The sequence below is a fragment of the Streptomyces sp. NPDC096323 genome, assembly GCF_040302845.1.
Classification (GTDB): domain Bacteria; phylum Actinomycetota; class Actinomycetes; order Streptomycetales; family Streptomycetaceae; genus Streptomyces.
The window spans coordinates 187,223-199,463 of sequence record NZ_JBEOSI010000001.1; the positions used below are offsets into that span (position 1 = coordinate 187,223).

Annotated in this window: 10 protein-coding genes and 1 pseudogene; 4 read left to right on the forward strand and 7 right to left on the reverse strand. The window is 71.2% G+C overall.

Annotation, left to right across the window (positions count from 1 at the left end; translation table 11 throughout):
* The first annotated feature begins 4 nt into the window (after positions 1–4).
* A complete protein-coding gene (locus tag ABTX18_RS00760) occupies positions 5–1,534 on the forward strand; it encodes a rhamnulokinase (RefSeq protein WP_352120552.1) in 1,530 nt (509 codons plus the stop codon).
* Between the two features lie 57 nt (positions 1,535–1,591).
* Here ABTX18_RS00760 and ABTX18_RS00765 read toward each other — a convergent pair whose 3' ends face one another.
* A complete protein-coding gene (locus ABTX18_RS00765; RefSeq protein ID WP_352120553.1) occupies positions 1,592–2,665 on the reverse strand; it encodes an enoyl-CoA hydratase/isomerase family protein in 1,074 nt (357 codons plus the stop codon).
* Positions 2,666–2,904: 239 nt separating this feature from the next.
* On the opposite strand from ABTX18_RS00765, the gene ABTX18_RS00770 reads away from it, so the two are divergent.
* Positions 2,905–5,121, forward strand: a complete 2,217-nt coding sequence (locus ABTX18_RS00770; protein WP_352120554.1) for a SpoIIE family protein phosphatase — start codon at positions 2,905–2,907, stop codon at positions 5,119–5,121.
* A gap of 79 nt (positions 5,122–5,200) precedes the next feature.
* Here the strand turns inward: ABTX18_RS00770 and ABTX18_RS00775 are convergent, their stop codons facing one another.
* From ABTX18_RS00775 to ABTX18_RS00795, 5 genes are all read right to left on the reverse strand, one after another.
* Positions 5,201–5,842, reverse strand: coding sequence for an LAETG motif-containing sortase-dependent surface protein (locus ABTX18_RS00775; protein ID WP_352120555.1), 642 nt, complete (start codon positions 5,840–5,842; stop codon positions 5,201–5,203).
* Positions 5,843–6,090: 248 nt separating this feature from the next.
* Complete coding sequence (locus ABTX18_RS00780; RefSeq protein ID WP_352120556.1) at positions 6,091–6,579, reverse strand: GNAT family N-acetyltransferase; 489 nt, start codon at positions 6,577–6,579, stop codon at positions 6,091–6,093.
* 18 nt (positions 6,580–6,597) lie between these two features.
* Positions 6,598–7,695, reverse strand: a complete 1,098-nt coding sequence (locus ABTX18_RS00785; RefSeq protein ID WP_352120557.1) for a DUF6397 family protein — start codon at positions 7,693–7,695, stop codon at positions 6,598–6,600.
* 114 nt (positions 7,696–7,809) lie between these two features.
* A complete protein-coding gene (locus ABTX18_RS00790; RefSeq protein ID WP_352120558.1) occupies positions 7,810–8,223 on the reverse strand; it encodes a roadblock/LC7 domain-containing protein in 414 nt (137 codons plus the stop codon).
* A gap of 119 nt (positions 8,224–8,342) precedes the next feature.
* Complete coding sequence (locus tag ABTX18_RS00795) at positions 8,343–8,966, reverse strand: GTP-binding protein (RefSeq protein ID WP_352120559.1); 624 nt, start codon at positions 8,964–8,966, stop codon at positions 8,343–8,345.
* Between the two features lie 460 nt (positions 8,967–9,426).
* Here ABTX18_RS00795 and ABTX18_RS00800 point away from each other — a divergent pair.
* Positions 9,427–9,702: pseudogene (locus ABTX18_RS00800) on the forward strand (GNAT family N-acetyltransferase); the annotation flags it as partial.
* Between the two features lie 65 nt (positions 9,703–9,767).
* Here the strand turns inward: ABTX18_RS00800 and ABTX18_RS00805 are convergent.
* Positions 9,768–11,249 (reverse strand): LCP family protein, encoded by a 1,482-nt coding sequence (locus tag ABTX18_RS00805; RefSeq protein WP_503061075.1) that lies wholly within the window; start codon positions 11,247–11,249, stop codon positions 9,768–9,770.
* Positions 11,250–11,652: 403 nt separating this feature from the next.
* Here ABTX18_RS00805 and ABTX18_RS00810 point away from each other — a divergent pair, with 403 nt between their 5' ends.
* Positions 11,653–12,228, forward strand: coding sequence for a TerD family protein (locus ABTX18_RS00810; RefSeq protein WP_352120561.1), 576 nt, complete (start codon positions 11,653–11,655; stop codon positions 12,226–12,228).
* The last annotated feature ends 13 nt before the right edge of the window (positions 12,229–12,241 follow it).

The window sequence follows — 12,241 nt, forward strand, 5'->3', positions numbered from 1 at the left end:
CCCGATGCCTGTGAACTCCATGGCCGGCGCCGCCGGCGAAGCCGTCTTCGCCGCTGTGGACCTCGGCGCGACCAGCGGCCGCGTGATCACCGGCCGGGTCGGGCCGGGGAGGCTCGAACTGACCGAGGCCCACCGGTTCGCCAATACCCCGGTGCGCCTGCCGGACGGTCTGCGCTGGGACGTACTGGCCCTGTACCAGGGGATGCTGGACGGGCTGCGGGCGGCCGGGCGGTCGGGCCCGGTCGCCTCCATCGGCGTGGACACATGGGCGGTGGACTACGGGCTGCTGGATGGGGACGGGGCGCTGCTGGGGCTGCCGTTCCACTACCGGGACGCGCGCAACAGCGGGATGTCGCAGCGGCTGCCGGACGGTTGTGGCGTGCGGGAGCTGTACGCGGTCAGCGGATTGCAGCACCTGCCGTTCAACACGGTCTTCCAGCTTCTCGCTCACCGGGAGACGGCCCAGTGGGAGGCGGCCAGGACGCTGCTGCTGATGCCCGACCTGCTGGTGTACTGGCTGACCGGTTCGGTGGGCGCGGAGATCACGAACGCGTCGACGACGGGGCTGTTCGACGCGCGCGGCGGTGACTGGTCCGATGCGCTGATCGGGCGACTGGGGCTGGACCGTGCCCTGTTCCCACCGCTGCGCGAGCCGGGCGCGCCGGCCGGGACGCTCCTGCCGCACGTCGCCGACCACACCGGTCTGCCGGCCGGTACCCCGGTGACGACGGTCGCCTCGCACGACACGGCTTCGGCGGTCGCGGCGGTTCCGGCCACGGAAGCGGACTTCGCGTACGTCTCGTGCGGCACGTGGTCGCTGGCCGGGCTGGAACTGGACGCTCCGGTCCTCTCCGAGGAGTCCAGGGCGGCGAATTTCACCAATGAGCGCGGGGTGGACGGCACCGTCCGCTATCTCCGCAACATCATGGGCATGTGGCTGCTGGAGGAGTGCCGCCGGGAGTGGGACCGTACGGGCGCGCCTCTCGGTCTGAGCCGTCTGCTCGCCGACGCGGCCGCGTCCGAGCCGTTCGCCGCGGTGATCGATCCGGACGACGCGTCGTTCCTCGCACCGGGAGACATGCCATCCCGCATCGACGCCTATCTGCTGCGTACGGGGCAGGCGCCGCCGCGCACGCCGGGCGGGTACGTGCGCTGTGTGCTGGAGAGTCTGGCGCTGGCCCATCGCAGGACGCTGCGCAGGGCCGCCGAACTCGCCGGGCGCGCGCCGGTGCGGATCCACCTGGTCGGCGGTGGCTCCCGCAACGAGTTGCTGTGCCAGTGGACGGCGGACGCGAGCGGGCTTCCGGTGACGGCGGGTCCCGCCGAGGCCACGGCGCTCGGCAACATCCTGCTCCAGGCCCGCGCCCACGGCCTGGTGGGTGACCTCACCGCTCTACGCCGACTGGTCGCCCGTACCCAGGAACTGCGGCATTACGAGCCGCGCGGCAACGGTCGCGACTGGGACCGCGCGGAGGCCCGGCTCGGTCGGTCGGGGGAGCACGTGGACGCCGGTGCGGAAGGGGGCATGGGCTGAGCGAGGCCGCCCGTCTCAGGCGGTCTCCGCTGCCGCCGGGCAGCGAGGCCGCCCGTCTCAGGCGGTCTCCGCTGCCGCCGGGCCCAGACCGAGTTCGTCGTCACCCAGCGGAGCGAAGTGGCGGGCCACCTCCTCGTCGGTGACCTCGGCGAGCTTCGCCGGGCGCCAGCGGGGGCTGCGGTCCTTGTCGATGATCCGGGCGCGCACGCCCTCCACCAGATCGGGCCGGGTGAAGGCCGCGGAGGAGACGCGGTACTCCTGGTCGAGGGCGGCTTCCAGGCTCTCCGCGCGGCGGGCGCGGCGGACGGCCGCGAGCGTCACCTTGAGTGCCGTGGGTGACTTGGCCAGGATCGTGGCCGCGGCCTGCTTCGCGGCGGGCACCCCGTAGCCGTCGAGGCGCTCGACGATCTCCTCGACCGTGTCCGCCGCGTAGCACGCGTCGATCCAGTCGCGGTGCCCGGCCAGTTCCCCGGCGGGGGCGGCCTTCGCGTACCGCTCCGCTGTCGCGACGACGGCCTCGGGCGTGGTGCACGTGTCCAGTGCGGCGAGCAGGTCGGGCAGGTCCGCGGACGGTACGAAGTGGTCGGCGAGGCCGCACAGCAGCGCGTCGGCCGCTCCGACCGCGCCCCCGGTGAGCGCCAGGTGCATGCCGAGTTCGCCGGGGGCGGCGCCGAGCAGGTGAGTGCCGCCGACGTCGGGCACGAATCCGATGCCGGTCTCGGGCATGGCGATACGGGAGCGCTCCGTGACGATACGGAGGGAGCCATGGGCCGACACGCCTACTCCGCCGCCCATCACGATGCCGTCCATGACGGCGACGTACGGCTTGGGGAAGCGGGCGATCCGGGCGTTGAGCCGGTACTCGTCACGCCAGAAGTCCAGTGACGCACGGCCGCCGGACAGCGCGTCGTCGTGGATGGACCGGATGTCGCCGCCCGCGCACAGGCCCCGCTCCCCCGCGCCGGTGAGCAGCACCGCGACGACCGAGGGGTCCTGTTCCGCCGCGTCCAGCGCCTCGGCCATGTGCCGCACCATGGCGTGGTTGAGCGCGTTCAGGGCCCGCGGCCGGTTCAGCGTGAGGTGGCGGACGCGTCCCTCGGTGTGCAGCAGGACGGAATCGTCGTGGGTCATGCGTGCGCTCCGGTCAGGCCCAGTGCCGTACCGTCCGCCGGTCACGGACGATCTTCCGCCGCCATTGTGCGCGGCGCTCCTGGGCGGACGGCAGGAGGGGTGGCTGCCCGGGGGCAGGTCGGTGCACCGCACGGCGTCGGTGCACCGCACGGCGGGTTCCCGGTGTGGCAGCGGTGCCGGACCCGCCGGACAATTGAGTGACCTCTACGTCAGCCCGCCGGACGATCTTCGGAGCATGAATGACCGATCACGACCGGCCCCCGTTCGTCCCCGTCCCGCCCCGCCTGCCGGGCGGGAAGGCGGCCAGGGGCGAGAGGGCGACGGCCGAGCGGCTCGCCATGAACCGCGCGGGCAGTTTCGAGTGGGACCTCGATGCCCGGACGCTGGACATCGATGAACCGGGGCTGCTGGTCCTCGGCCTGGACCCGGCCGCCTTCGACTCCCGGCCCGAGTCCTTGAGGGAGCTCCTCGACCCGGCGGAGCAGGTCCGTCTCGACGAGGCGATCGACGAGGCGATCAAGGGCGGGAGCGCCTCGTACAGCGTGCACCTCCGGGTCCCGCAGCCCGACGGCGGTGATCAGTGGACCCATCTGCAGGCGCGCATTCTGCGGGGCGACGACGGCCGGGCCCACCGGGTCATCGGTCTGGTCAGGGACGCGACGGCGGAGGTCACCCATTCGGCCTTCGTGCGGGATCTGGAAAAGCGCCGTCAGCGCCAGACCGACATCGTTGAGCGGACCACCAGTGCGTTGTCACGGGCGGTGACCGTGGACGATGTGACGGCTGCGCTGACCGGACCGGGCGGGCTGGCACGGCTGGGCGCCGACGGGCTCGCCCTGGGCCTGCTCGACAACAGCACGCTGAATGTCGTCGCCCTGAGCGGTGACTCACTGGAGGTCGTCGACGAGCCGGCCTCGGGCGGGCTCGACCCGCGGTTCCCGCTCGCCGACACCGTCCTGAGCGGACGGCCACGCTTCGTGAGTTCACTCGGCGCACTCGCCCGGCGTTATCCGGCGCTGGAGGGGTCCCTGGGGCAGCTCAACTTCCAGGCGGCGGCGTATCTTCCGCTCGTCGCCCAGGCCCGGACCCTCGGCGCGCTCGCGCTCTTCTACCGTGAACGCACCGCCTTCACCGCCGACGAACGCAACCTCTGTCTGGGGCTCGCCGCGATCGTCGCCCAGTCCCTGCAACGAGCCACGCTCTTCGACGAGGAACGGGAATTCGCCACCGGGCTCCAGTCCGCGATGCTGCCGCGCCGGATCCAGGACATCGAGGGCGGCGAAATCGCCGTCCGGTATCACGCGGCCTGGAGCGGCCGCCAGGTCGGCGGCGACTGGTACGACGTGATCGCCCTGCCCAACAAGCGCGTCGGCATCGTGGTCGGTGACGTGCAGGGACACGACACCCACGCGGCGGCGATCATGGGCCAGCTGCGCATCGCGCTGCGTGCGTACGCCGCCGAGGGGCATCCGCCGTCGACGGTCCTGGCGCGGGCCTCGCGGTTCCTCGCCGAGCTGGACACGGACCGGTTCGCCACCTGCACCTACGCTCAGGCCGACCTGATGAGCGGCACCGTGCGGGTCGTGCGGGCCGGCCACTTCGGGCCACTGATCCGGCACATGGACGGCCGGGTCGGCAGCCCGCAGGTGCGGGGCGGCGTTCCGCTGGGCATCGCGACCGCGTTCGACGACGAGGAGTTCCCGGAGACCCGGCTGGACCTGGTACCGGGCGAGACGCTGGTCCTCTACACCGACGGACTCGTGGAGGAGCCCGGCGCCGACATCGACGCGGGGGTGCGCACGCTCATCAACGAGGTCAGCGCGGGACCGGCGGGCGCGGAGGCGCTCGCCGACCATCTGTCGGACCGGCTGTGGGAGCGCTGGGGCTCGGGCGACGACGTGGCGCTGCTGGTGCTGCGGCGCAGCCCCGACCCGGGGTCCCCGCGAGCGCCGCGGCTCCATCAGTACATCCATCAGGCCGATCCGGAGGGGCTCTCGGACGCCCGGACGATCGTGCGCCAGGCCCTGACCGACTGGAACATGGCCGAACTCGCCGACGATGCCGAGCTGGTGACCGGTGAACTGCTCGTGAATGTGCTACTGCACACGGAGGGCGGGGCCGTGCTCACCCTTGAGGTACTGCCGGAACCGGTGCGGCGGATCCGTCTGTCGGTACAGGACCGTTCCAGCGCGTGGCCCCGGCGACGCGCACCCGGTGAGACCGCGACCTCGGGCCGGGGGCTCCTGCTCCTGGACGCCGTCACCACCCGCTGGGGCATCGAGCCCCGCGGCGAGGGCAAGGCGGTCTGGTGCGAGATCGGGCCGGCGGCACCGCCCACGACGGCCCCCGTCCACCGGGACGCCGCGGATCCGGCGGACCCCGCCGGCCGCGCCGGCTCGGGTCCTCCCGGTCACCACCGCCCCGGCCCTGCGGGCCCCGCGGGCGGACAGCGCTGAGGGGCGCGCCATCCCGTCCTGCAGGACACGGCACGCCCCCCTCCGACGGTCCCGGGCGGACCGGGGCCGTCGGACTACATCAGTGCTGCGCGGTGCGGCGCTTGCGCACGGACCACATGATGCCGCCACCGGCCAGCAGCACGGCGACAGCCGCACCACCGATGACCGGGGTGGCGGAGGACGAACCGGTCTCGGCCAGATCCGGCGAGCTGGGGCTCGGCGTGGCCGCGGCGGGCGCAGACGACGAAGCGGTCTCGCTGGGAGTGGCGGTCGGCGTGGGCGCCGCCGTGGTGGGCGTCGCCGTGGTGGGCGTCGAGGACGGCTTCGTCTCGGTCGGCGTCGGCGTGGGCTTCGGCGTCTTCTCCTCGCAGACCGGGGCCTGCTTGGTCTCGTCGCGGGAGTACCGATCGCCGTCACCGGCCTTGACGACCAGACGGACCGTCAGCGCCTTGTCGTGCTCGGGCAGCGCGATCGTCTTGTCGAGCCCCTTGCCGAAGGTCTCCGTCGGCAGGAGGTCCTTGCCGTCGACGGTGACGGTCACCTGGTTGGTGACGTGATCGTTGTACTGGGTCAGGTGCAGGCTCACTTCGGTACAGGTCACGTCCCAGGTGGGGGTGTGAGCTGCGGCCGGACCGGCGGCGAGAACCGTACCGGTCAGACCGGCCATCGCGACGGCGGCGAGAGTTCCCGCAGCGCGCCACGATCTCCTGGGTATGGTCATGGATTCTTCCTCCGCAAATGTTTCATCGCCCGATTGGGCGGTGGGGCGCACAGTACTGCCCCTTTCCCCCCTGTGTGCACCCGCCCCACAACCCATTCGGCGTCACAACTGGCCGCACATCGTCGCCGGTTGGGGCAACACGGACACGACCGTCGGCATCGGGTCGGCCCCGGCGGTGGCGCGAATTGAGCACCCGGCGCCGGACCGTGCCCGGGGGCGCTCGGCAGCCACGGCCGCCGGCTGGTCCATCAGAGCGGCCGGTACATGATGTGCAGTCCCACGAACCCCTTCTCCGGGTGGTGGAACCCCTCCGGAAGAGTCCCCAGAACCTCGAAGCCGAGTGAGCGGTAGAGCCCGACCGCGGCGGCGTTCGTCTCCACCACCGCGTTGAACTGCATGGCGCGGAATCCGGCCGTACGGGCCCAGTCGATCGTGTACGCGCACAGGGCGCGCCCCACGCCCTTTCCGGCGTGCCGGGGGTCGACCATGTAGCTGGCGCTGGCGATGTGCGAGCCGTTGCCCATCTGGTTGTTGTTCATCTTCGCCGTGCCCAGGACGCCGCCGCCCTCGTCGACCGCGACGACCGTGCGGTTCGGGGGCTTCAGGAGCCACCAGTCGAGGGCGTCGCTCTCACCGAGATCGAGAGGGTAGGTGAACGTATCGCCCGCGGCGACGATTTCGTGGAAGAACGGCCAGATGGCGGGCCAGTCCTCAGCGGTGGCCTCCCTGATCAGCATGGGGCAGAGAATGCCTGGTCAGGGCTTCGGTGACAAGCGGTTTACCGCCTGTCGGCGGCTGCCCCCGGGAGGGCGTCGGCTCCCACGTGGCCTGCGAAGGCGCAACCGCGCCAGCAGCCCTGGCGCGCCGCCACCGCCGCTGCCCGCACCGCCGTGCCCGCCGCTCTCCTGTGCGCCTGGCTCGAACCGTTCTGCCGGCGCGCACGCCGCACCCACCGATTCGGTCGCACCCACCGATTCGATCGAACCGACCGGTTCGGTCGCACCCACCGACCCCGCGGAGCCCACTGGTTCAGGCGGGGCCACCGGCCCCGCCGTTTCGGTCGGCGCCCGTTCGCCCGGACGCGGGGCCGCACGCAGCTCGCGAGCGCTGTCCAGTTCCATACCGAGGGTGACCCGCCGCCACAGGATCTCGTCCGGTTCATCGGCGAGCATCAGCTGCGCCATCGCCTCCCGCCCGGCACCCGACCCGCCGCGGCCGAAGACCGGTACCGGCCGGACCCTGCCGAGGTAGGAGCGCTCGTACGGATCGTCCACCACCTCGGCCAGTTGGACCGGGTCCAGGGATTCAGCCACGACAGCCGCACGCGCCCAGGGGTCGTCGGTGAGCGCCAGCAGCCGCTCGGTCCGGCGCGCGCGCCAGTTGCGGGGCCGGCAGTCCGTGCCCGCGTCCAGCATCCTGCGCATCCAGGGCGGGCTGTGGCCCACCAGGAGTTCGGGCGACCGCGCGGCGAGGACGACCACCTCCTGCGCGAGGTAGAGCCACACCACGGCTCGGTAGCGATTCAGGTAGAAGGCGACCGGCGTGAGACACCCTGCCCGCGCCAGCCGAGCGAAGCGGACCGGACTGATGCCGAGCAACTCGGCCCCTTCGGCGGTCCCCACGGTGCGCACCCGCTCCCGCAGCGCCTCCGGGAATCCGTCCTGCGACCTGAGCCGGCCGATCTCCTCCTGCCGGACCCTGGCCCGCGCGTCTGCCTGCCCGGCGTCCACCTGAACGATGCCCAGATGTACGGCCAGGGCGAACTCTCCGCGCCTCAGCTCAAGTTCCGCAGCGGCTCTGCTCGCGCTGACCGTGTGACCGCCGTCATCACGCACCGTTTCCGTCGTCGGCATGACGATTCTCCCCCGTGAGACCCGAATACTCTCCGTGACCACGGTAGCCCGGAAAAGGCGACTGCCGCCCTGCCTGTGGATAACTCCCGGCCGGGCGGCAGTACCGAGCAGGCGTCAGACCCGGTCGACCCTCATGCTCCCGTCCTGCCGTGCGGCCACGCCGAGATGCTCCCCGACCTTGTTGACCAGCAGCGTCATCTCGTACGCCACCTGCCCCACATCCGCCTCGGCCTCACTCAGGACGCACAGGCAGCTGCCGTCCCCGGCGGCTGTCACGAAGAGCAACGCCTCGTCGAACTCCACCATCGTCTGCCGGGCCTTTCCGGCACGGAAGTGCCGTCCCGACCCGCGGGCGAGACTGTGCAGTCCGGAGGAGACGGCGGCGAGGTGCTCCGCGTCCTCGCGTGCCAGCCCGGTGCTGGCTCCCGTCACCAGGCCGTCGTTCGACAGCACCAGGGCGTGCCGTATGTGCTCCACCCGGCTGGTGAGATCGTCGAGCAGCCAGTCGAGTCCCCTGTCCAGCGCCATTCTGTTCCTCCCCGCTCATACGTTCCCCGTGTCCCGCTTGTGCGCAAGCCTTACGCACCGGTCACGTACGGGCAAGCACCCCGCTACCCGACAGCGGGGCGGGATCAGGCCAAAACGGCTCATCCCACCGAGTCGAGGAGCCGTGCGGTGTGCATCCGGCCCGCGTACTCGACCATCCGGATCAGGACTTCCTTGCCCGAATCGCGGTCTCTGGCATCGCACAGCACCACAGGCGTGCCGGGGTCGAGGTCGAGGGCGCGCGAAACGTCCTGTTCGCCGTACGAACGAGCCCCCGCGAAGCAGTTGACGGCGACGACGAACGGAATCCGGCGGTGCTCGAAGTAGTCGACCGCCGGGAAGCAGTCCTCCAGCCGCCGGGTGTCGGCCAGAACGACCGCGCCCAGGGCGCCTTGGGAGAGTTCGTCCCACAGGAACCAGAACCGGTCCTGGCCCGGGGTGCCGAACAGGTAGAGGGAGAGTCCGGACCTGATGGTGATGCGTCCGAAGTCCATGGCGACGGTGGTGGTGGTCTTCTGGGCGACGCCGTCGGTGTCGTCGACCGACTCCCCGGCCTCGCTGAGGAGTTCCTCCGTACGCAGGGGCCTGATCTCGCTCACCGCGCCGACGAGCGTCGTCTTGCCCACCCCGAATCCCCCGGCGACCAGGATCTTCAGGGCCAGGGCATCGTTCGTAGCGGCCCCTGGGGACTCGTCCCCGGGGTTGTCAGCGTGCTCGGTCGGCATCGATCACTTCTCTCACCAGTGAGCCTCATGACGTCGAGTTCGCGGGTCGGAGTCATCTTGAGGTCTCGGGTTCAGTGCATCATCGGCAGGCGTACGGCGACAGCATGGCAAAACCGCACCCGGCCGGTGGGGTGCGATCACAATTTTGGGGATGTGACTGATTTCGGCCGTCCGATGCCCAGGACCGCACGAATTCCGGTGTGATTGTCAGCCCATCGATTGTTCTTGGCCGACACGAGTACGACGAACCGCACCGGAGGATTTCATGACGACGGCGAACACCGCCCGAGCGAGCGCCGGGGCCTCTCGCGGCCGCCCGGCGCGTATACGCCGGGCCACGCCCGCAGATGTCGCGGCACTGGTACGACTGCGGGCACTGATGCTGGCGAGCATGGGGACGGACGTCGGAGGCGACGGCGCCCCCTGGCGGGCGGACGCGGCCCGCTGGTTCGCCGGCCGCATGCCGCGGGCGGACGAGTTCGCCGCCTTCGTCGTCGAGGACCCGGAACTGGGCGTCGTAGCCTGCGCGGTGGGCACGTGCGAGGGGCGCGCGCCGAGTCCGGGCGATCCGAGCGGTCTGCGGGGCCACGTGTCCAACGTGTGCACGGATCCGCGGCGGCGCAGGCTCGGGCACGCCCGCGCCTGCGTGGACACGTTGCTGACCTGGTTCCGCGAGGAGACGCGTGTGACCACGGTCGGTCTTCACGCCACGGGCGAAGGCGCCGGGCTGTACGAGGCGTTCGGGTTCGCGCCGCCCGGCAACCCCGTGCTGCAACTGCGCGTCGACCGACCGCAGCGGTTTCAGCCGTACGAGAGGTCGCTGCACGGGTCGTCGTCGGCGGAGCGGGCCCGGTCCGCGACGTCGGACGGCACGGATTCGGGTGTCGGTGATGCCGGAGCGGGCGAGGGGTCGTCTGCGTAGTCACGGCCCACGATCACCTGGATTCCGGCCGTGGTGGACTCCTTGACGCGGGCGCCGCCGAAGAGCCGGGCCGTGGTCTCGGCCTCGCCCTGCCCGCCGGGACCGTGGATGACGACGGTCCGGGCCTGGTCCTGGGAGTCCGCAGTGGCGGTGCCGGTGACGGTGAAGCCGTGCGTGCGCAGCAGCTCGGCCGCCCGGGCCGCGAGTCCCGTCACCGTGGTGCCGTTGTACACGGCCACATCGATGCCCGTGCCGGAGACGGGGGCGGCGGAGCGAGTGCCCGGTCCAGGTGGTGTCTTCCTGCCCCGGCCGGTGCCCCTGGCGTCCTGCCCGTCGATCGTGCGGTCGGCCTTGAGCGTCGCCCACAGCGCGTCGGCCTCCGCCTCGACGATGGCGACGCGGGCCCCCTCGTAACGCCAGGGAACGGTGATGAACTTGGTGTTGTGCAGGTCGACGTTCTTCATCGACAGGGCGAAGCTCAGCAGTTTGTCGGCCGAGCCGAGGCCCGGGTCGACGGTCATCGCGCCGGTCGCCGCCTTGGCCAGGGGCAGCAGTGTGGTGGGGTTCAGCCCACGCGACTTCACCTCCTTGATGAGGGAGCCCACGAAGGCCTGCTGCCGCTGGATCCTGCCTATGTCGGAGCCGTCGCCGATGCCGTGCCGGATCCGTACGTAGTCGAGTGCCCGCTGCCCCGAGACCGTCTGGGGGCCCTTGGCGAAGACCCGCTCGCCGCGGGTGTGGCGCTTGGGGTTGAGGTCGCGCTGGTAGATGTCCTGCGGAAGGCAGACGGGGACTCCGCCGACGGCCGAGGTCAGGGCGGAGAAACCGGCGAAGTCGACCACGACGGTGTGGTCGACTCGCAGGCCGGTGAGGTGCTCGACGGTGTTCTGGGTGCAGGCCGGGTTGCCCTCGGCGGTCTCCCCCACCGAGAAAGCCCCGTTGAACATGACGTGATGCTGAGGCGTCGTCCAGTCGCCTCCCGGTTTCTTGCAGGCCGGGATGTCGACCAGTGAGTCACGGGGGATGGAGACGGCGACGGCGTGCTTGTGGTCGGCGTAGACGTGCAGCAGGAACGCGGTGTCGGAGCGGCCGACCTCGCCCCTGCCGCCGCCGAGACCGCTGTTGTCGCCCGCTCGTGAGTCCGACCCGATGACGAGGACGTTCTGCCCTGCGGAGGTGTCGGGTGGCCGGTCCCCGGAAATCCCGTCCGCGCTGAACGTGTCGATGCTGCCGGTCAGTTTGAGATAGCCCCAGCCGGCCCCGGCGACCAGCAGGACGAGGAAGGACAGCCCGATCACGGCCGTCCGCCGAAGTCGGCTTCCCCTTCCCTGGGCCGTTGCCCCCTTGTGACTGCCTGTCATCGATTCCCCGTTCGTCCGGCTGCCATGCGGAAGAACCGGCATCGGCCTCGCATGGTGGTGCGGTTGCGCTGTGCGGAAGGTCGCGGTGGCCGCGTGGATCACCGACCCCGTCCATCCTCGGTCCGGTCCCCTGTCCACAACCGGCCGCTGGAAACATTGACCGGAAGCCACCCGGTACCGCCCGTGCCCTGGGCAAATCCCTGCGGATCCTGAAGAGTGGACCAGGGCTCCGAAGGAGGCCGGGCCACGCCGGAGCGCCGATCGCGACTCCCGGGAACACCCCGCCACTTCACGACCTGTGCAACCAGGGAACCATAGGGGAAGGGCCGCCGTCCTCTTCGGTGGCGGCCGAAGGAACACTGATCAACGGATCAATAGATCACCGGATCATTGGAGGAAGTTCATGGGTGTGACCCTGGCCAAGGGCGGCAACGTCTCCCTGTCGAAGGAGGCGCCCGGCCTGACCGCGGTGACGGTGGGTCTGGGCTGGGACGTACGGACGACCACGGGCGCCGATCACGACCTCGACGCCAGCGCGCTGCTGTGCTCGGACGCCGGCAGGGTCCTGTCGGACCAGCACTTCGTCTTCTACAACAACCTCAACAGCCCGGACGGTTCCGTCCAGCACACCGGTGACAACCTCACGGGTGAGGGCGAGGGCGACGACGAGTCCATCAACGTGGACCTGGCGGGCGTCCCCGCGAATGTCGCCAAGATCGTCTTCCCGGTCTCCATCCATGACGCGCAGAGCCGGGGGCAGAGCTTCGGCCAGGTGCGCAACGCGTTCATCCGCGTGGTGAACCGGGCCAACGGGGTGGAGCTCGCCCGCTACGACCTCAGCGAGGACGCCTCGACCGAGACGGCGATGGTGTTCGGCGAGCTGTACCGTCACGGTGCGGAGTGGAAGTTCCGTGCGGTGGGCCAGGGTTACGCCTCGGGGCTGGCCGGCATCGCGTCGGACTACGGCGTCAACGTCTGACCGCCCGCACAGC